This window comes from Flavobacterium sp., assembly GCF_024305175.1.
Taxonomy (GTDB): domain Bacteria; phylum Bacteroidota; class Bacteroidia; order Flavobacteriales; family Flavobacteriaceae; genus Flavobacterium.
This window is the reverse complement of the sequence record NZ_JAMWYY010000017.1, coordinates 36,502-56,288: the sequence shown is the minus strand read 5'-3', so window position 1 is coordinate 56,288 and position 19,787 is coordinate 36,502. Positions and strand designations below refer to the sequence as shown.

The window sequence follows — 19,787 nt, the reverse complement described above, 5'->3', positions numbered from 1 at the left end:
TATAAATAATTCCCCAATCCATAAGCGCGCGCAGGTTCATACTGGCATTACCACGGGATATCTGAAGCTCTTCCATAATGTCCTCCATAGAGAGCGCATCGGGCGACACCATCAGCAGGGCATGTATCTGCGCCATGGTTTTATTAATGCCCCATTGTGAGCCAAGCGCTCCCCAGGTTTGGATGAATTTATTTTTTGCTTCGTTAAATTCCATGTATCAAAGGTGTATATAAATTCTAAACTTTCAAAAATATTTGAAAATATATTTTATAAGATTTTGCTTAATTATAGTTAAAGAAGAATTTATCATTGCTTCTTTCATCAGATTATTATACTTCATTCTGAATAACAAACAGATAATCAAAAAAGATTTCTCCACTTCGCTTTGCTCAGGTCGAAATGGAAGTAATAAAAACAGCTCCCGCTACAGCGGGAGCTATCTATTATCTTAAATCTATTATCTAGCTGTCTACTATAACAGCCCGGCCCTTTTCAGTAAAGCATCCGGTTTTGGCTCCTGCCCGCGGAAACGCTTGTATAATTCCATCGGGTGCTCTGTGCCGCCTTTAGAGAGAATATGCTCTTTAAAAGAACGGGCAGTTTCAGCATCAAATATACCTTTTTCCTGAAACAGCTCAAACGCATCGGCATCCAGTACCTCTGCCCATTTATAGCTGTAATAACCTGAAGAGTACCCACCCTGAAATATATGGCTGAATGCCGTGCTCATGGCATTTTCTGCCACATCCGGGTAAAGCTGTGTTGAGGCAAACTGTTCCAGCTCAAAAGTTTTTACATCGGTTATGCTGCCGGGGTCAAGGCTGTGCCAGCTCATATCAAGCAGGCCAAAGCTCAACTGGCGCAGGGTTGCCATACCTTCCTGAAAGCTTGCACTTTCTTTAATCTTTTCTATATACTCCATCGGTATCATTTCCCCTGTTTTGTAGTGGTGCGCAAAAAGCTCCAGCGCTTCCGGTTCATAGCACCAGTTTTCCATAACCTGGCTTGGCAGTTCTACAAAATCCCAATACACGCTCGTACCGCTAAGGCTCGGGTAAACCGTGTCAGCCAGCATGCCGTGCAGTGCGTGTCCAAACTCATGGAAAAGCGTAGTAACCTCATTAAAGGTAAGTAATGATGGCTTAGTTTCGGTAGGTTTGGTAAAGTTGCACACTATAGATACATGCGGACGCTCATTAACACCATCTTTTATATACTGTGGCTTGTAAGACGTCATCCATGCGCCGTTGCGCTTACCTTTTCGCGGAAAAAAATCGGCATAAAAGATGGCTGTAAGCTCATCTTTTTCATCTTTTACCTCATATGTCCTTACATCTTTATGGTATTTATCAATATCCTGAACTTCTTCAAATCGGATACCGTATAACTTTCCGGCAATGGTAAAAGCACCGTTCAGCACTTTTTCAAGCTGAAAGTAAGGCTTTAGTTTTTCATCATCAAGGTTAAAAAGCTTCTGCTTTAGCTTTTCAGAGTAGTAAGCCCCATCCCATTTTTGCAGTACATCAATTCCGTCAAGCTCATTTGCAAATTGTGTAAGCTGCTCAAACTCTTTCTGCGCGGCTGGTTTAGCCTTTTCAAGCAGGTCGCCTAAAAAAATAAGCACCTTTTGCGGGCTTTCCGCCATACGCTCCTCCAGTACAAAATCGGCATGCGATGTATAACCGAGCAGGTTAGCGCGCTCGTGGCGTAGCTTTACTATCTGTAAAACAATTTCGCTGTTGTCAAACTCATTTTTATTAAAGCCCTTTGCGCCAAACGCCAATGCCATCTTCTTGCGGAGTTCGCGGTTATAGGCATAGGTCATAAACGGTACATAACTCGGATAGTCAAGCGTAAAAACCCAGCCTTCCTTTTCCTGTGTCATAGCCATTTCGCGTGCGCCTTCAATAGCACCTTCCGGCAACCCGGCAAGGTCTTTTTCATCCGTTATGTGCAGCTGGAACGCATTTGTTTCGGCAAGTACATTTTCACCGAATTGTAAACTTAGCTTAGATAGCTCTTTATCTATCTCGCGAAGTTTAGTTTTTTTATCTTCCGGCAGGTTAGCGCCGTTACGTGAAAAACCCTTATATTTTTTTTCAAGCAGTGTAGCCTGTTCCGGCGTCAGGTTAAGTGATGCGCGTTTATCATATACCGTCTTAACCCTTTCGAACAATTCTTTGTTCAGCCTTACATCATTACCAAACTCCGACAACAGTGGCGATACTTCCTGTGCTATCTTTTGAATCTCATCATTGGTTTCTGCCGAATGCAGGTTAAAGAATATAGATGATATCCTTTCGAGCATTTCGCCACTAAATGATAAGGCAGCAATAGTGTTGTCAAAATCAGGTTCGGCAGGATTGTTAACAATGGCGTCTATTTCAGCTTTTGCCGAAGCGATGCTTTCCTGAAAAGCAGGCAGGTAATCTTCGTTCTTTATCTGGCTGAAAGGAGCTGTATCGTGTTTGGTATTGAATTTTTGTATGAGTATGTTCATGCAATTTTATACTTAGTTATATTGAAAACTATTGCTTATTCTTCATTTCTTCCGATGCCTTGTTCACAGCATCTTTAAGACTGAGCTTATAAGCAAGGATTTTTGCCTGAACCAGCTTGTCATGGCTGCCCAGTATTTGTGCGGCAAGTATTCCGGCATTTTTGGCTCCGTTAAGTGCTACTGTTGCCACAGGCACGCCGCCCGGCATTTGCAGTATAGAAAGCACACTGTCCCAGCCATCTATGCTGTTGCTTGATTTTACAGGTACACCAATAACCGGCAGCGGACTCATACTGGCTACCATGCCCGGCAGGTGGGCTGCGCCGCCTGCACCGGCAATTATTACCGATATGCCTTTTGTATGGGCATCTTTGCTGTATTCATACAACTTATCGGGTGTGCGGTGGGCCGATACAATATCAACCTCTGTCTCTATACCAAAATCTTTTAATATGTTGATGGCATCCTGCATTACCGGCATATCCGAAATACTGCCCATTATAATTCCGACTTTCATATTTTTAGCCCCCTATCCCCCGAGGGGGAATTTGCCTGTAGGGGAAACAGGATTTATATTTTTCTATTTTTAATAACTATCAACCAGTAGCTAATGGCTAATGCCTTTTGCCTAATTGCTACTTATCCCACTCCTGCGTAGGCACGCTGATTACCTTAATGGTGTCCTTAACTTTTTCTGCAATATCACGTGCCTGGCTTATGTCTTTATGCACAATGGTTACGTGTCCCATTTTACGGAATGGCCTTGTTTGTTTCTTGCCGTAAATATGCGGGGTAACGCCATCCATTTTAAGGATTTTCTTCATTCCCTTATATTTTACATCACCAATATAACCTTCTGCGCCTACAAGGTTTACCATTATACCCGCGGCTTTGCTGCCGGTATTGCCCAATGGCAGATTCAGTATTGCCCTTAGGTGCTGCTCAAACTGAGAAGTATAGCTAGCCTCTATAGAATAATGCCCGCTGTTATGAGGCCTCGGCGCAACTTCATTAACCAGTACCTGCTCATCTTCGGTGCAAAACATTTCTACCGCTAAAAGCCCCACGTGCCCAAATGCTTCTGATACCTGTAGTGCTATTTCCTGTGCTTTTTCAGCAACTGCATCCGGTATGCGTGCCGGGCATATAACATACTCTACCTGGTTGGCTTCAGGGTGAAATTCCATTTCTACCACCGGGTAAGTAGCTACCTTGCCTTTTGGGCTGCGCGCTACTATTACCGCCAGTTCATACATAAACGGCACCATAACTTCAGCTATGCACTGCACATCCGGCAGTCCTTCAAAACTTTCTGCCGACCGTATAACCTTAACGCCGTTCCCGTCATAACCACCTTCGGTGCTTTTCCACACAAAAGGCATGGCAATTTCGCCATTATCTACTGCTACTTTTAGGTTATTTATATTTTCAAAACGCCTGTAATCGGCAGTGGGTATATTGTTGGCGGCATAAAAATCTTTTTGTCCGCCTTTGTTTTTAATCAGTTTTAGTGTGGCAGGGCTTGGGTAAACTTTAACGCCTTCAGCCTCCAGTTTTTCAAGGGCTTCTACATTAACGTGCTCAATTTCTATAGTAAGTACATCTACCTGCCTGCCAAAGTTATACACTGTGTCAAAGTCAGTAAGGCTGCCTTTCACAAAATGGTTACAGCCAATTTTGCAGGGTGCCTCATCACTTGGGTCCAGCACATAGGTTTGTATATCAAACTTGCGGGTTTCGGTAAGCAGCATCTTCCCGAGCTGCCCCCCGCCTAAAATTCCGAGTTTAAAATCTGAAGAAAAGTAGTTCATTGTTGTGTTGTAATTTGCAACGCCAAAGATACTTAATGCTGCAAAAATTAACTATTAAAATCTTGGTAATTGTTACAGTTAGATAGGCGTGCCTTTTCTGATAGCTGTAGTATTTTTACTAAACTTTAGCATTTAGCTCTGTGAATTTTCCTGATATTAATTGTAATTTGGTATGATTAATACTTTTATGCCAAAAAACCTGAGTATGAGATTATCTGTAGAACGAAAGCCCGTTAAAGTGTACCCCGACACCAAAAGGGTTATTGCACGTTTCTTTTTTAATGGCGAAGAACGCGCCGTGGAACTCATAAAAAAAATACTGGCAATGGACAGGGAGCGGGTGTTCGGGCTTGTGTCTCCACTGCTTCAGGATTTCTCTAAGCGCCACCGCAGTATTACCAAAAAGCTGCTGCGCCACTGCGAACGCGTAAGGGTTGATATTGAGAGGGCGGGAGCCGACTATGAGACACTCGACGAATATACAAAGCTGTTGATTGGCGCTTACTTTACACACGAATATTCTATAGAATCGGCGGCATTTTTTAATCCTTCTATAGTGGCAGACCCGGACCAGACTAACCTTGAAGAAGGGCAGCTAAGGGTAATTATCAGTTTCAGGGCTGTAGGCGAAGGCCATGTATCTTCGGTGGTTTTCCGCAGGGCAATCATAGACAGGCAGAACAATATTACGGTTACACCCGCAGGCAATTATATTGATGAAGCTGAAAAAATACACAATCTTATTTACCATAAACGCCAGTTTTTACGCAAAGCCAAAGAGGAAGATATAAACGGGGAGTTTTTGGATATTGTTGATAAAAGGCTGGGTGACCGTTTTGATTATGATCAGCTCAAAGCACTTATAATGGAGGTAAAGCAGGATACTAAAGACCCTAAAATTATACGCCAGTATAACATGATACTCTCGCTGTCTGATAGTTACCGCCGTATTTCCTTTTCTAAAGATACCGATATAAGCGACCGCGTAATTTTCCCAATCTCTGATTTTGAGATTAAAGGTATTGAAGATGCACGTTTTGTACGTTTTACAGATGATAACGGCCGTATTATATATTATGCCACCTACACTGCCTATGATGGCGTGCACATAATGCCCAAGCTTTTAAAGACCACCGACTTTTATGAGTTTAAAACAAGCCCGTTGCATGGCGAAGGTGCCCGTAACAAAAACTTGGCGCTCTTTCCGCGCAAGATAAACGGCAAATATGCAATGCTGTCGAGGATAGATGGCTGGAACAATTACCTGATGTATAGTGATAATATTAATGAATGGGATGAACCGATAAAAATACAATCGCCTGAATATTCCTGGGAGTTGGTGCAGATAGGCAATTGCGGTTCGCCAATAGAAACCGAATCCGGGTGGCTGGTTATTACACATGCGGTTGGCCCTATGCGGCGTTACAGCATAGGCGCTTCATTACTTGATATTAATAATCCTGAAAAAGAAATTGGCAGGCTTAAAGACCCGCTTATTGTACCTAACCCTGACGAGCGTGAAGGTTATGTACCTAACGTGGTGTATTCTTGTGGCTCAATAATACATAATGATGAGCTTATTATACCTTACGGATTGTCAGACCACAGTTCAGGGTTTGTTACCGTTAACCTTAAAACTTTACTCGATAGGCTGACAAGTGGTGGGTAGTTAGTTTTTTTTATTCAGTTTTTTGAGGATTTCGCTTCTTTCCGTAGCGTACTGCGGCAGCATTTCGGGATGTTCTCTAAAGAAGTCTAAAAAAGGTCTGTCCATTATCTTATCGTCCTTTATAATGCAATCCCTGAAACCATAGTCCCTGCTGTAAAAATATTCACCAATACATTCAGTGCAGTCGCCTAACATTATTTTTGCGGCATGTGTAAGCCATCGTGTACCATATACATTGGTTCTGTAAATACTGAATTGTATTTTATAACAATCGGGGCTAGGGTTTTGCTCATAATACCTTATCGCTTCAATAGAGTATTATCTGTTTTTTGTTCGGGAGCCTGTCCAAAAGTAGAAACACAAGTGAACGCAAAAACGGTTAAGAGATTCAGTTTCATAAAATTTTAGTTAGCTTGTAACGCTAAAATACTAAAAATCTTCAGTACAGATTTTCAAAAATATAATTGTGTACCTCTGCGTTCAATGCCTGCTGTTGTATATTTGCCGCAAATAACAAGCGGCTATGGAAAATAACGAAGATGAAGGCGGCAGGGGCTTCTTTAAAAAGAACCCCGTACTTAAAATCCGTGAATTCCTTTCGTTTCTCACTATACGTTTCGGGCTCATTTTTGCCCTGAACATGCAGATAACTATTATCTTTTATTGGGTTTACCACCTTACAAACGATAAACTTGCGTTAGGCCTGGTAGGTCTTGCGGAGGTTATACCCGCAATAGGCTGCTCGCTTTTTGCAGGGCATTATGTTGACCTTGCCGAAAAACGTAAAATGGTTTTATTTTGTATTTCGGCATATATATTACTTGGGCTTAGCCTGTTCCTGCTTACAACACCTTATGCGTTGGGTTCATTAGGGCTTTCCAATACGCTGTACCTTATTTACTTTTTAGTGTTTTGCGGAGGTATCATCCGTTCTTTTATGGGGCCTTCCGTCTTTTCGCTGTTCGGGCTTATTGTTCCCCGCAAGCACTACGCAAACGCCACAAGCTGGAGCAGTATGGGCTGGCAACTGGGCGCTGTTGTAGGCCCGCTTGCTGCCGGTATACTTATAGCTGTTAACGGTGTATCTACAGGTATGCTCGCGGTGCTGATTGTAGAGGTGCTAATGCTTGTGCCTATATTGTCCATATCTGTAAAACCCATACTAAAAAAAGAAAAAGAACCCATATTGCAAAGCCTCACACAGGGCATTCGTTTTGTGGTAAAAACCCCTGCTCTGCTTGGGGCACAACTTCTGGATATGTTCTCGGTGCTGTTTGGTGGCGCAGTAGCACTTTTACCCGTTTACCAGAAAGAGATACTGCATGTAGATGAGGTGGGCTTTGGTATATTGCGCGCAGCACCGGGTGTAGGCGCCATAATAACCATGAGCGTGCTGGCTTTCCTGCCGCTTAAAACCAATCCAGGCAGAAAGCTTTTTCTGGCAGTAACAGGCTTTGCACTGTCTATTATCATATTTGGTATCTCAACCAATTTTATACTGTCTTTTTTTATGCTTCTTTGCTCGGGTATGTTTGATGCTGTGAGCGTAGTAGTGCGCAGCACCATTTTACAACTTGTAACACCCGATCATATGCGGGGCAGGGTGGCATCGGTAAACACTATATTCGTGAGCTCGTCTAACGAACTGGGCGATTTTGAAAGCGGCGTAATGGCACACTGGCTCGGTACAGTGCGTGCGGTAGTGGTAGGAGGCTGCCTTACGCTCGGGGTGGTTGCCGTTACTTTTTTCAGTGCACCGCAACTGCGCAATTTTAAATACGAAGAAGAGGAAGAAAAATAAATTAGGAATGGTTGGCTATTTTACGCAGTATATCTTTTGCGGCACTTTTATATGCGGCAGTGTTCTGCGGAAAGTCCTGCGCGAATATTTGCGCAAGCTCCGGGTAAATCCACTCCTGTTTCTTGCCGATAACGTATAAAGCCCGTATCGCATAAGCCTTTGCCGCGACCTTTCCCTCAGGGTCTATAAGCCAGTCAAAACAGGCTTCGGTTACCTGCTGTAGTTGTATTGCAGTAAGAAAGCCGGGCGTTTTTTGGTTGAAGCCGGCAGCAAACAGGCATATTTTGGAAACCGACCGTATTGCGCCTTCGTGCCTGTAATGGTTCAGCGTTTTGCAAAAATCACTCAGGTACGGCTCCAGCAGTTGCAGGTTTGCTTCAAAAACAAGCTCGGCTATCCAGCAGGCTTTATGGTGGTTTTTGTCTTCGGTATTTAAAACAATTTCCATGAGGCAGGGCAGGAGCGTAGTGTCCTGCAACACCATGCCCGAAAGTTCGTCCCTTATGGCGCGGTGTGCCGTGCTTGCTGCAACCCTGTTGTAAAATATACTGTTCATGCTGTTTGGTCTGCTTTCCCGAATGTATAAAATCAGAACGAATAATTTACTGACAGGTTGCCGTAATAATTAACGGGTAGGCCGGGGTAGTAGTAGCGTGGCGCCGCACCCCCAAAGCCTGTTGCGTTTACCAACACCATAGCAGCATAATGCGTATTAGTAATATTGTTTACTCCCGCCGAAAAATGCGCTGACAGATTCTTAAATAATACTGTGCGGTAACCGGCTTTGACATTGAGCAGGCTGTAGCTGTCAGCATACAGGCTGTTGGCATCGTTAAGCGGTATTTTATCGGTAAAATAATAATCTGCCGAAAGGTAAACCCCAAATGGTGCAGTGGCGGTAAACCCAGCATTTATTTTGTTATCGGGTACGCCTGTAAGGTTGTTTCCGCTGTAGTTGATGTCGTTATTAATAAACTCTTTGAACTCATAATTGCCCAAAGAGGCTGCCACATAAGGCTGTATGGTGTAATTGCCATTAAACCGCCAATAATAGTTTATAGCCAACTCTATACCCTGATGTAGTGTTTCACCCGCATTTATGCCTACATACCTGTCATCGTCAACACGCTGTGCAACAAGCAGGTCGTTAACTCTCATGGTATAAGCCGTGACTTCAGCATATAGCTTTTCTCCCGCCAGGTAAAACTTTCCGCCCGCTTCAAAGTTATAGCCGCTTTCGGGTTTAATGTCAGGGTTTATCGTGCCTTCAGGCGTAAGTGTTTCTTCTATGGCAGGCATAGAAAAGCCCTTGCTTGCCGAAAAGTATAGCGTTTGCAGCTTTGCAGGCTTATACTGTAAGGACACGTGTGGCGACCATATTCCGTTATAGCTGTAATTCTGTGTGCCTGAAGTTTCAGCAGAAAAAGTATTCTCGAGCTCAAACTGTGTTTTATTGTAATTGACGCCTGCCTGTAACTCCAGTTTTTTTACAAGTGGTATGCGTGCCTGTGCAAAAATGTTTATAAACTGCCTGTCCTGCCCGGTGCCGGTAAGGCGTTCGCCCTGCAGGCTGCCGTTGCCGTTATTCTGCTCATAGAGGTTGGCAAAGGTGCCGCCTGTAAAACCATCTTTAAAGTACTCCATCCCGGCAAGCCATGTAATTTTAGTTTCATTTAACGGGATATTACCCGTAAACTGCGTGCGTGCCCCGTAGCCTTTCGTGTCCTGCGTGAGTATATCAAATGGGCGTGGTTCATAATTCTCTTTGATGTTCAAAAAGACTGATGTAGCATTTTGCAGCCAATCCGTTAGCTGCCAGTTGTAGGCAAGCCCAGCCAGCCAGCTGTCATACTGTTCGTAGCCTTTGGCGGCATTCCAGGTAAAGGCTGCATTTCGCGGATTATCCTCAAATGTTTCCCTGTCAACAGAACTCGGTATATAGGCTTTCAGATAAGTGTAATTGCCAAAATAGGTAAGGCTGCCTTTCTCACTTTTAAAAACTTCCCCGGCAAGGGTAATGCCTTCGCGGTTATAGGCGCTGTTGCTGCGCCAGCCGTCATTTTCAAGTTTGTGATAGCTGATATTAAGATTCCCTTTTTGTGTGGCATAGCCATAGCGTATGGTGTTTTTAATCAGCCCGAAAGAACCTGTAGTGGTACTGACAGATGCGTTGTGCCCTTCCCCGCTTGTATAGTTTGGCGAAAGTATTATGGCACCGCCGAGCCCTGCACCGTAAATACTCGAAAGTGGCCCTTTGATTACCTCTGTTTTGCCGATAATCTCTACATCTATATCTTCTATAGTAGTTTCGCTGTCGCCCGATGTTAGCGGTATACTGCCGTAAAAAGCCCTTATTTTATTGGTGCCGTATGGCGTTCGTGCCCCAATGCCCCGAATACTGATGCGGTTGGTATTTATGCCGCCCGATTGCATATACACTCCCGGCAAGGTGTTAAGTGCATAAGCTATATTGGTGTTGTCGTTGCGCTGCAAATCTGCTGCCGTAAGGATGCTTATGGCAGCTGGGGCGTTAAGCAGGCTGTCGTTAATGTGATAGCTGCTTATGCTTACTTCCTTAAGCTGTTTTGTGGTATTGATGGTGTCCTGCTGTGCCGATAAGCGTACGCTGAACAGGAGCAGGATAGCAAATAAAATACGTAAAGGCATTGGGTGCTGGTATAAAAGAAATAAGCTGCCTCGCCAAGTACTTTACTTAAGCATCATTCTCATTCTGACGAAGGAAGAATCTCCGGGAATCAATCATTGAGATTCTTCACTCCATTACATTCCGTCCAGAATGACAGTTTTCGAGACAGCCCAATTTATTTAGAAATAATAGTTTTATTTATCTGCCGTTATTTTCCAGATGGTATTTCCGGCATCGTCGTTAACCAGCAGCGAACCATCGTTCATAACTGTTACGGCTACAGGGCGGCCGTAAACCTGTGCTTTTTTCCTGTCGGCAATAAACCCGGTTAGGAAATCTTCGGGCTTGCCTGATGGCTTTCCGTTCTCAAATGGTACAAACAGTACTTTATACCCCACAAGGTTCGACCTGTTCCACGAACCATGCTGCCCTACAAATGCACCGTTTTTATACCTTGCCGGGAATGCATCTTTGTCATAAAAGGCTATGCCGAGTGATGCCGTATGGCTTCCAACAGGTACATCTGGCACTATGGCTTTTTTAACCAGTTCCGGCTTTTTACCTTTCATCCTCGGGTCTTCTATCTGCCCGAAGTAAGAGTAGGGCCATCCGTAAAAACCGCCTTCCTTAACGCTTGTTATATAATCGGGCACCAGCTCGTCGCCAAGCTCGTCACGCTCATTAACCGCCGACCATAATTCATTATTAGCAGGATTCCAGTCCATTCCCACAGGGTTACGCAAGCCGCTTGCATATACCCTTTCGCCACTGCCGTCAGGGTTAATTTCAAGAATATTGGCACGCCTTATTTCTTCATCCATACCATATTCCCCCACATTGCTGGCAGAACCTACGGAGATATATATTTTAGAGCCATCGGCACTGGCAATCAGGTTTCGTGTCCAGTGGTGGTTGTATCCGCCTGCCGGAAGGCTTACAATTTTTTTACCTTCGGTATCTATTTTAAGCGCATCCTTTTTGTAGGGGTAGCGGTATAGCCCATCGGTGTTTGCAACATAAAAATAGTCTTTCAGTATCAGCATACCGTAAGGCTGGTTCAGGTTCTCCAGGAAAACGTTACGTGTTTCATAAGTACCGTCTTTATCCTTATCCCTGAAAACAGTAATCCTGTCGGCGCTGCTGTGGGTGTTAGATTCCGCTACAAAAATATCTCCGTTAGGCCCTATATAAGTGTTGCGCGGATTTTCTAAATCCGTTGCAAATTTGGTTACGGTAAACCCTGCTGGTACTTTTGGCCCCTGCCCGTCGGGCCAGTCGGTCATGCCACTGCGTTTGGTAACCGATTCTGTAGCATAGGGCGCGGGGAGTGTAAGCTCGCCAACGGCTGTTTGCACAGTGGTACTGCCCTGGGCACGTGCCTGTTCTTTTTCTTTTTTGCTTACCTGCCCGTTGCAGGAGCTTAACGATATTAACCCGATGAGCGTTAATAATGTAGCTTTATTCTTCATCAGATACTTTTATTAAATGTGATTTAAGGCTATCTAAATTAAGCAATATCATAAAAACCGGTGTGTAACCTGCTGAATATTAATTATATTTTAACATCTGTAAAATTTTGCAAAATAAACATTGGTTTTCGGGTACCTGTGGCGTAATTAGTATATTTGCAGATTATTACTAACATTGAATTTAATTGATACAGCTACACGATAAGCACTTTGTGCCTTTTATTACAGCAGGCGAGATTGATGTTGCCATTGCCCGCATGGCAAAACAGGCAGAAACAGATATGGGCGATGAAGTGCCCGTTTTTGTAGGGGTTCTTAACGGTGCCTTTATGGTAGTGTCAGATTTCGCCAAACATTACACAAAGCCATGTGAAATAAGTTTTGTAAAGATGGCATCTTATGAGGGTACTGCTACCACCGGGCAGGTTAAGAAATTGATAGGTGTTAATGAAAGCCTTGCAGGCCGCACCGTGGTTATTATAGAAGATATAGTAGATACCGGAAACACTGTGGTAGAGCTGAAAAAAATGTTTGAAGCTGTTAATGTAAAGTCGCTTAAAATAGCTACGCTTTTCTTTAAGCCTGAAGCTTATAAGAAAGACATTAAACTGGATTATGTGGGCATAGAAATACCCAACAAGTTTATAGTAGGCTACGGGCTCGACTATGACGGGCTTGGCCGAAACCTGCCCGAAGTTTACCAATTGCAATAACTAACAACAATAAAACAACAATGACTAACATCGTATTATTCGGCAAGCCGGGAGCAGGAAAAGGTACCCAGGCAGAATTTTTAAAAACGCGTTATAACCTTACCCATATTTCTACCGGCGATGTGTTTCGTTACAACCTTAAAAACGAAACGGCGCTTGGCAAAGAAGCCAAAGAATATATGGACAGGGGTGACCTTGTGCCGGATGAACTGACTATAAAAATGCTACAGGATGAGGTAGAAAAGCATCCTGATACCAACGGGTTTTTGTTTGACGGATTTCCGCGTACCATAGCACAGGCGGAAGCCCTTGACAAGTTTTTAGAAACCAAAGGCTGGAAGGTAAATGCTACCATAGCGCTCGAGGCTGATGATGAGGTGCTTGTGCAACGCCTGCTGGAGAGGGGCAAAACCAGCGGACGCAAAGACGACCAGGATGAAAACCTGATACGCAACCGCTATGTGGAATATAACGAGAAAACAGCCCCATTGATGGATTATTACCAAAACCAGCATAAGTTTTATGCGGTTAACGGTATAGGCTCTATAGCCGAGATTACAGAAAGGCTTAGCCTTGTAATCGAAAAGATTAACTAAAACCACACCTAATTGGAAATAGTAATAATTCTATTGCTGATACTGCTTAACGGTGTTTTCTCTATGAGTGAGATTGCGCTGATATCTGCGCGTAAGAGCCGTTTGGAAAATTCAGCAAAAAAAGGCAATACTAGTGCACAAACTGCTTTGGATCTTGCCAATTCACCTAATAAATTTCTAAGTACGGTACAAATAGGTATTACGCTTATTGGTATTCTTACCGGTATTTACAGTGGCGACAAGGTTACAGATGATGTAGAGGTGTTTTTCATGCAGTATGAGTCGCTCAGGCCTTATGCCGAGCGCATTGCAGTTGCCGTTGTGGTTATTATCCTGACATTTTTTTCGCTGGTGCTGGGCGAATTGCTGCCCAAAAGGGTGGGGCTTACCTATCCGGAATCTATAGCAAAACTCGTTTCTGTGCCAATGAAGGTTGTCAGCATCATAACCGCGCCTTTTATATGGCTGCTTACTTCTTCTACCGATATGCTGATGAAGCTGTTTAACATACGCCCTACGGCAGACGGTAAAGTAACAGAAGAAGAAATTAAGGCAATTATTAAAGAAGGTACCGAAGGCGGGGAGGTACAGGAAATTGAGCACGATATTATGGAGCGTGTGTTTCATATCGGCGACAGGAAGGTTAACTCTTTAATGACACACCGCAAATCGGTTTCTTATATTACTTTCCAGTCAGATAAGAACGAAATACGCGATATAATGCTCGAAGAGCTGCATTCGGTTTATCCTGTTTGCGAAGACAATCTTGATGATGTTGTGGGTGTGGTACAGTTAAAAGACATTTTCGCGAATTACGAAAAGCCGGGCTTTAACCTCAGGGCCATTACCAAAGAGCCGGTTTACCTTATAGAGCATACATCGGCTTACAAAGCACTGGAAATATTCAAGAAAACAAAAGTGCATTATGCCTTTGTTACTGATGAGTACGGCGTTTTTCAAGGTATAATTACGCTGAATGATATTTTAGAGGCACTTGTAGGAGATGCATCCGATTTTTACCATGATGAGTTCCAGCTCCTGGCTAACCCTGACGGTACATGGACGGTTGACGGGCATTATCCGCTGCATGATTTTCTTACCTATTTTGACCTTGACGAACTGACAGGCGATTATGATGTTACCACCGTTAGCGGACTTATAATGACAGAGCTTTCATATATACCCAAAGAGGGTGAAAAGCTGGCGTGGAATCTTTATGAGCTTGAGGTAATAAAAATGGACGGAGTTAAGATTGATAAGGTACTGGTAAGGTCTATTAAAGAGTAAACAGGTAAGAGGCAATAGCGAACAGATAATACCTGCTTATTCAGGTTAATAAAATAGTTAATAAGGATGGGGTTGCAGGTAATAAACCTGGAACCTGAAACAAAAAAATAAAATGACAGAAGGGAATTTTGTAGATTATGTAAAGATATATGTAGCCTCAGGTAAAGGAGGGAAGGGATCTACACACCTGCACAGGGAAAAATTTATTGAAAAAGGAGGCCCCGACGGTGGCGATGGCGGCCGTGGCGGCCACGTATTTATAATAGGTAACAAAAACCTCTGGACGCTGTATCATCTTAAATTTGCCCGCCATATAAAAGCCGGGCACGGCGGAGATGGCGGCAGCTCGCGCAGTACAGGTGCCGATGGTGAAGATCAGTACATAGAGGTGCCATTGGGTACTGTTGTTCGCGATAAGGAAACCAACGAGGTGCTGTTTGAAATTACTGACGACGGAGAGCAAAAGATACTTGCCAAAGGAGGTAAGGGCGGCTTGGGTAACTGGCACTTCCGCAGCAGTACCAACCAGACACCGCGTTATGCACAGCCGGGTTTGGCAGGAGAAGAGCTAGATATTATCCTGGAGCTTAAAGTACTGGCAGATGTGGGGCTTGTGGGCTTCCCCAACGCCGGCAAAAGCACATTGCTTAGTGTGCTTACCTCTGCAAAGCCTAAAATTGCCGATTATCCGTTTACTACGTTAAAACCCAATTTAGGTATTGTGGCTTACAGAGATTTTAAATCGTTTGTTATTGCCGATATACCCGGTATTATAGAGGGCGCTGCTGAAGGCAAGGGGCTTGGTCATTACTTCCTTCGTCACATAGAGCGTAACTCTACGTTACTATTCCTCGTTCCTGCTGATGCAGAAGATATTAAAAAAGAATATAACATATTGCTGGATGAGCTGAGGCGCTATAACCCCGAAATGCTGGATAAAGACAGACTGGTTGCCATATCTAAAAGTGATATGCTTGATGAGGAGCTTAAAGCCGAAATGAAAGCCCAGCTTGACGAAGAACTAAAAGGTGTGCCTTACCTCTTTATATCTTCTGTGGCGCAACAGGGGCTTACAGAGCTTAAAGATAAGTTATGGCAGATGCTTAATGTCGAGAAAGAATAAAAAGCGCCCTTTAAAGGGCGCTTTTGTTTAATATAGTTCTTCTCTTAATCTTACAAGTAGTGCCTCCGCCTTTTTTAAGTCGGGTTTTGCAGGTAATGTTGATATATCCGCTGCAGCCTCGATTTCCTGAATGAGATGACTTGCTTTAGCCATCAAATCATCATACTCTATTGCTCCCGATTTTATTTTTAGAAGTTCTTCGCGGTTACTCACCCTAATATTTAATGAACCATTTGTAAGTATTTCTTTAGCTGATTGCAATAGCCTTATCGTGTGCATCATATTTTTTGAATCGTAGTTTTTTCCATGTAAATTATTGGTGTTATACCGGTCATCATTACGCTTTGCAATCCAATCCCAATATTCTCTATAATCTTTACAATAGGCAGAATAAGCATCTTTATTACAGTACAAATAGCCAGCTTCCCTAGCTTCCTTAGGCACTGATGACAAAGACAATTGATTGGAGTCATCAGACTTGATTAGGCCTCTGTAATTAAAGTCATTACATTTATCAATAAAAATAGCATAGACATCCTTTAAATGAGGAATATTAATTATGCCACACTGCTCTTGTGTTATTTCCTGATGTTTCAACCATTTTTTTAAAGGCAAACTTTTATACCCTGACACTATATAACAAAAGTCTAAAAGATCTTTTCGCTTTTTCGGGAGCGGATTGAGTATCTTCTTTTTTAATCCTGTTGCTTTTTTTATTTGCGTGGCTGCATAACCCGCAAAAGTTTCTTTACATAGCTTAGATAAAAAGAATTCAAGTTTAATTTTACTCATAATTGGATGACTGTAAATAATACAGCTTTCCGGAGAAGCAAGCAGCTCAATAATATTAGGATTGTTTTTAGTAAGTAACTCTATGAACCTGCCCAATTCATAGTAAACCACATCATTTGTCTCATTATTTATCTGTGGAATGTATTCTAATCCAAAAAACTTTTCTTTAGGCAGATAAAAAACTCCTTTTATGTCTGTGTCTGATGTTGCAGTGTCCAATCCAAACGACCTGCTTCCTGCAATTACTTCAAAAAGAATTAGGTTTTGGTTTTTTAAATCTTTTATTGTCATTTATATTGTATCTCATTTCTAAAAAAATCCTCAAGCTTTTTGTTGTCTTTTCTGCCAGAAGAAAGTTGTGATGCATTTGTCTGATTATAATTTATAGTTTCCTTTAAAAAGTTCGTAATAATTTCTTCTCTCGGGTGCAGGTATTTCTCATCATTAACAGCTTTTATAGCCATTAGTTTTTTTGCCATATCCTGAACTTCTTCCGGTGCGAGAATTAATAGCTCATTAAATGATACGGGAGGGATTGTTTGTTTATCTACTATCCATTTTCCGGCTAATGCCGATCTCATAGCATAAAAATAGCTTTTCAGTTTTACATTATCCGCTTCACATACATCCATAAAATTTTTACAGGTGCCTAAGTAGTGGTAAAGTGTGGTGATAGGAGAAAAGTTTTCTTTGGCAAGGGTTTGAATCTGCGATAGAAATCTGTTGTCAAATAAGTAAGTAACAGGTGGAAAAAGCCACTCCAGCAGTGCTCCGTTAGATTTAGCCAGTAGTTGCAAAGTTTTATTAAGATCCCAACCGGCCCCATCAAGGTCATCTTCTGTAATAAATTCAATAGTATCAGGCTTATCCCATAAGGTTAGGTATTCTACATAAGGTCTTTTATAAATAAACCTTATGTCATAATCACTATCCGGACTGGCAAATCCCCACGCCCTGCTTCCAGATTCGACAGCATGGAGAATTGTAATGTTATGTTTCTCTTCTATTTCAGATAATTTTTTCAGAATAGTCTCTTTCATAAAGATTTATTTTAAAGCAAATTTATACAAATGATGTTATGCTTCTATAATTTTAAAGAATTCTCAAAATAAATTATCTTCGCAGCATTATAATAAAAAGATGATAAAGCTACTGTAACAATTTTTAATGATTGTGTACTCATCATCGTAAAACTATTAACCTAAATATTTTCAATTTAATGAAAAAACTGATTTTGTTCGTTACCATGTTCATCATGGTGTTGCCTGTAAGGGCAGACGAAGGAATGTGGTTTTTAATGTTCATTGAACGTTTAAACCACAGGGATATGCAGAAAATGGGCCTTCAGCTTACGGCAGAGGAGATTTACAGCATAAATAACCACAGCCTTAAAGATGCCATTGTGCAGTTTAACGGTGGCTGTACTGCCGAGGTTATCTCTAAAGAGGGGCTTGTTTTAACCAACCACCACTGCGGATATGATGCCATTGCAGAATTGTCTTCGCCTGAGGCCAATTACCTTAAAAACGGGTTTTGGGCTGCTACCCGCAAAGACGAACTGAAGCCTAAAGACCTCTACGTACGCTTTTTTGTGCGTATGGATGACGTATCTAAAAGGATACTGAGCAAGGTTAACGACCAAATGACTGAGGCTGAAAGGGAAAAAGCTATCAACCAGGAAATTGCAAAGATAGAGCAGGAAAATAACGAGGGCGGTAAATATACTGTTTCGGTACGTTCATTCTTCCAGGGTAATGAGTACTACTACTTCGTATATCAGGATTATACAGATGTCCGCCTTGTAGGTACACCTCCGGAGAGCATTGGTAAGTTTGGTGGCGATACAGACAACTGGGAATGGCCACGCCATACGGGCGACTTTTCTATGTTCCGTATCTACGCTGATAAAGACGGTAACCCTGCTGAATATTCTGCAAATAACGTTCCGCTTAAGCCTAAGCACCACCTTCCGGTAAGCCTTAAAGGAGTTCAGGAAAATGATTTTGCCATGATATTAGGTTACCCGGGCCGTACCAACCGCTGGATGCCATCGGGCGGTATAGAGCAAAACGTTAAGTATGCTTACCCTGCATGGGTAGAAGCTTCTAAACTGGGCATGGATAAAATGAAAGTGCATATGGACAAGAGCGACCAGGTACGCCTTAACTATGCATCTCAGTATGCACAGGTTGCCAACTACTGGAAAAACCGCCAGGGTATGATTGATGCGCTTACCAAGCATAAAACGGCTGCTACCAAGGCTAAAGACGAAGAGAAGTTTAACAAGTGGGCTAACAAGAAAGAGAACAAAGCCAAATATGGCGATGTTATTGCCACCCTTAACAACTACTACAGCAAAACAAACGAAAAGGTACGCCACGATAACTACCTTATAGGGTTATTGCGTACCAGCACGTTTGCCGTATTGCCATACAGCCTGGGCCGTGGTTTAGAGGCTTATGCCAATTCTAATCAAAATGGCCGTGCCGCAATGATGCCGGAGCTTCAAGAAGGTATAAACGAAAGCTATAAAACGCTTTATCTTCCGCTTGAAAAAGATGTGCTTGCCGCACAGCTTAAGCTATATGCAACAAAATCTGTGGGTTACCCTATAGCTCCTTATATAGATGAGCTTGGCAAACCGGCCAATTATGATTATACTGCTATTGTTAACAAAGCGTTTGATAACAGTATATTTGCCACTAAAGAAAAACTAATGGCATGGATGCAAAATCCTGACATGGAGGCTTTAAATAACGACCCGCTCTATAAGCTGTCTAATGCTATTATTACCCAGTACAGGGCTAAAACAGATGAGCAGACAGAACTTGATGTCCAGTACAGCAAAGCATTCCGTCTGCTTGTTCAGGGCATGAGGGAAGCTAACCCTAACGCCAAATACTACCCTGATGCTAACAGCACACTGCGCTTAACATATGGTAAAGTAAGGTCGCTTCCGGCTGATAAAAGAAATGATGCCAAAGTAAACTACTACACGACCATGCAGGGCGAGGTAGCCAAGTATAAGCCAAACGATGAGGAGTTTGACCTGCCAAAAAGGCTACTTGAGCTTTATGAGAAAAAAGACTTCGGTCAGTATGCCGATAAAGCAGGTTATATGCCTGTTAACTTCCTTACCGATAATGATATTACCGGTGGTAACTCAGGTTCGCCCGTACTTAACGGTAAAGGAGAGCTTATAGGCCTTGCTTTTGACGGTAACATAGAAGCTATGGCCGGAGATGTTATATTTGACAAAGACCTGCAAAGGACAATTAACGTAGATATCCGTTATGTACTTTGGGTAATAGACAGGTTCTCTAATGCCAAGCACATTGTTGACGAAATGACTATAGTAAGATAATATCTGTCTTATTGA

17 protein-coding genes are annotated in these 19,787 nt (G+C 42.6%); 7 read left to right on the top strand and 10 right to left on the bottom strand.

Annotated elements, in window-relative coordinates; genetic code table 11:
• From Q0K96_RS06110 to purK, 4 genes are all read right to left on the bottom strand, one after another.
• The coding region (locus Q0K96_RS06110; protein WP_297333121.1) for an ArsR family transcriptional regulator at nt 1–214 on the bottom strand (214 nt) is incomplete at its 3' end.
• A 258-nt stretch (nt 215–472) separates the two neighbouring features.
• Entirely contained in the window at nt 473–2,500 is a 2,028-nt protein-coding gene (locus tag Q0K96_RS06105) for a M3 family metallopeptidase (RefSeq protein ID WP_297333120.1), read from the bottom strand.
• 28 nt (nt 2,501–2,528) lie between these two features.
• Complete coding sequence (gene purE / locus Q0K96_RS06100) at nt 2,529–3,017, bottom strand: 5-(carboxyamino)imidazole ribonucleotide mutase (protein ID WP_297333119.1); 489 nt, start codon at nt 3,015–3,017, stop codon at nt 2,529–2,531.
• Between the two features lie 118 nt (nt 3,018–3,135).
• Complete coding sequence (purK, locus tag Q0K96_RS06095; protein ID WP_297333118.1) at nt 3,136–4,311, bottom strand: 5-(carboxyamino)imidazole ribonucleotide synthase; 1,176 nt, start codon at nt 4,309–4,311, stop codon at nt 3,136–3,138.
• Between the two features lie 205 nt (nt 4,312–4,516).
• On the opposite strand from purK, the gene Q0K96_RS06090 reads away from it, so the two are divergent.
• Nucleotides 4,517–5,980, top strand: a complete 1,464-nt coding sequence (locus Q0K96_RS06090) for a glycoside hydrolase family 130 protein (protein WP_297333117.1) — start codon at nt 4,517–4,519, stop codon at nt 5,978–5,980.
• Here Q0K96_RS06090 and Q0K96_RS06085 read toward each other — a convergent pair whose 3' ends face one another.
• The gene (locus Q0K96_RS06085; protein ID WP_297333116.1) at nt 5,981–6,175 is read right to left on the bottom strand and encodes a hypothetical protein; all 195 of its coding nucleotides are present in this window, start codon (nt 6,173–6,175) and stop codon (nt 5,981–5,983) included. It lies immediately after the preceding gene.
• Nucleotides 6,176–6,503: 328 nt separating this feature from the next.
• Between Q0K96_RS06085 and Q0K96_RS06080 the strand changes: the two genes are divergently transcribed.
• Nucleotides 6,504–7,781: an MFS transporter gene (locus Q0K96_RS06080; protein WP_297333115.1), complete on the top strand. Its 1,278-nt coding sequence runs from the start codon at nt 6,504–6,506 to the stop codon at nt 7,779–7,781.
• A 1-nt stretch (nt 7,782) separates the two neighbouring features.
• On the opposite strand, the gene Q0K96_RS06075 is transcribed toward Q0K96_RS06080, so the two are convergent.
• The 3 genes from Q0K96_RS06075 to Q0K96_RS06065 form a co-directional block, all read right to left on the bottom strand.
• A complete protein-coding gene (locus tag Q0K96_RS06075) occupies nt 7,783–8,337 on the bottom strand; it encodes a hypothetical protein (protein ID WP_297333114.1) in 555 nt (184 codons plus the stop codon).
• Between the two features lie 32 nt (nt 8,338–8,369).
• Entirely contained in the window at nt 8,370–10,448 is a 2,079-nt protein-coding gene (locus Q0K96_RS06070) for a TonB-dependent receptor (protein ID WP_297333113.1), read from the bottom strand.
• 174 nt (nt 10,449–10,622) lie between these two features.
• The gene (locus tag Q0K96_RS06065; protein WP_297333112.1) at nt 10,623–11,897 is read right to left on the bottom strand and encodes a sorbosone dehydrogenase family protein; all 1,275 of its coding nucleotides are present in this window, start codon (nt 11,895–11,897) and stop codon (nt 10,623–10,625) included.
• A 185-nt stretch (nt 11,898–12,082) separates the two neighbouring features.
• On the opposite strand from Q0K96_RS06065, the gene hpt reads away from it, so the two are divergent.
• The 4 genes from hpt (at nt 12,083) to obgE (ending at nt 15,616) form a co-directional block, all read left to right on the top strand.
• Entirely contained in the window at nt 12,083–12,610 is a 528-nt protein-coding gene (hpt, locus tag Q0K96_RS06060; protein ID WP_297333111.1) for a hypoxanthine phosphoribosyltransferase, read from the top strand.
• Between the two features lie 20 nt (nt 12,611–12,630).
• Nucleotides 12,631–13,206, top strand: coding sequence for an adenylate kinase (locus Q0K96_RS06055; protein ID WP_297333110.1), 576 nt, complete (start codon nt 12,631–12,633; stop codon nt 13,204–13,206).
• 12 nt (nt 13,207–13,218) lie between these two features.
• On the top strand, nt 13,219–14,493 hold the full coding sequence (locus tag Q0K96_RS06050; protein ID WP_297333109.1) for a hemolysin family protein: 1,275 nt from the start codon (nt 13,219–13,221) through the stop codon (nt 14,491–14,493).
• 112 nt (nt 14,494–14,605) lie between these two features.
• Nucleotides 14,606–15,616: a GTPase ObgE gene (gene obgE / locus Q0K96_RS06045; RefSeq protein WP_297333108.1), complete on the top strand. Its 1,011-nt coding sequence runs from the start codon at nt 14,606–14,608 to the stop codon at nt 15,614–15,616.
• 27 nt (nt 15,617–15,643) lie between these two features.
• Here obgE and Q0K96_RS06040 read toward each other — a convergent pair whose 3' ends face one another.
• Together Q0K96_RS06040 and Q0K96_RS06035 are read right to left on the bottom strand one after the other, a co-directional pair.
• On the bottom strand, nt 15,644–16,699 hold the full coding sequence (locus tag Q0K96_RS06040) for a nucleotidyltransferase domain-containing protein (RefSeq protein WP_297333107.1): 1,056 nt from the start codon (nt 16,697–16,699) through the stop codon (nt 15,644–15,646).
• Nucleotides 16,696–17,448 carry a nucleotidyltransferase domain-containing protein gene (locus Q0K96_RS06035; RefSeq protein WP_297333106.1) on the bottom strand — a complete coding sequence of 251 codons (753 nt, stop codon included), beginning with the start codon at nt 17,446–17,448 and terminating at the stop codon, nt 16,696–16,698. Before Q0K96_RS06035 ends, Q0K96_RS06040 begins: the two co-directional genes overlap by 4 nt.
• A 179-nt stretch (nt 17,449–17,627) precedes the next feature.
• Between Q0K96_RS06035 and Q0K96_RS06030 the strand changes: the two genes are divergently transcribed.
• Nucleotides 17,628–19,772, top strand: coding sequence for a S46 family peptidase (locus tag Q0K96_RS06030; protein WP_297333105.1), 2,145 nt, complete (start codon nt 17,628–17,630; stop codon nt 19,770–19,772).
• Nucleotides 19,773–19,787 lie beyond the last annotated feature (15 nt).

Coding starts and splice junctions, on each gene's coding strand:
- Q0K96_RS06080 (WP_297333115.1), top strand. CDS start 6,504: ATGGAAAATAACGAAGATGAAGGCGGCAGGGGCTTCTTTAAAAAGAAC.
- Q0K96_RS06055 (WP_297333110.1), top strand. CDS start 12,631: ATGACTAACATCGTATTATTCGGCAAGCCGGGAGCAGGAAAAGGTACC.
- Q0K96_RS06065 (WP_297333112.1), bottom strand. CDS start 11,897: ATGAAGAATAAAGCTACATTATTAACGCTCATCGGGTTAATATCGTTA.
- Q0K96_RS06075 (WP_297333114.1), bottom strand. CDS start 8,337: ATGAACAGTATATTTTACAACAGGGTTGCAGCAAGCACGGCACACCGC.
- Q0K96_RS06040 (WP_297333107.1), bottom strand. CDS start 16,699: ATGACAATAAAAGATTTAAAAAACCAAAACCTAATTCTTTTTGAAGTA.
- Q0K96_RS06070 (WP_297333113.1), bottom strand. CDS start 10,448: ATGCCTTTACGTATTTTATTTGCTATCCTGCTCCTGTTCAGCGTACGC.
- purE (WP_297333119.1), bottom strand. CDS start 3,017: ATGAAAGTCGGAATTATAATGGGCAGTATTTCGGATATGCCGGTAATG.
- Q0K96_RS06090 (WP_297333117.1), top strand. CDS start 4,517: ATGAGATTATCTGTAGAACGAAAGCCCGTTAAAGTGTACCCCGACACC.
- Q0K96_RS06030 (WP_297333105.1), top strand. CDS start 17,628: ATGAAAAAACTGATTTTGTTCGTTACCATGTTCATCATGGTGTTGCCT.
- Q0K96_RS06105 (WP_297333120.1), bottom strand. CDS start 2,500: ATGAACATACTCATACAAAAATTCAATACCAAACACGATACAGCTCCT.
- Q0K96_RS06085 (WP_297333116.1), bottom strand. CDS start 6,175: ATGTTAGGCGACTGCACTGAATGTATTGGTGAATATTTTTACAGCAGG.
- purK (WP_297333118.1), bottom strand. CDS start 4,311: ATGAACTACTTTTCTTCAGATTTTAAACTCGGAATTTTAGGCGGGGGG.
- obgE (WP_297333108.1), top strand. CDS start 14,606: ATGACAGAAGGGAATTTTGTAGATTATGTAAAGATATATGTAGCCTCA.
- Q0K96_RS06035 (WP_297333106.1), bottom strand. CDS start 17,448: ATGAAAGAGACTATTCTGAAAAAATTATCTGAAATAGAAGAGAAACAT.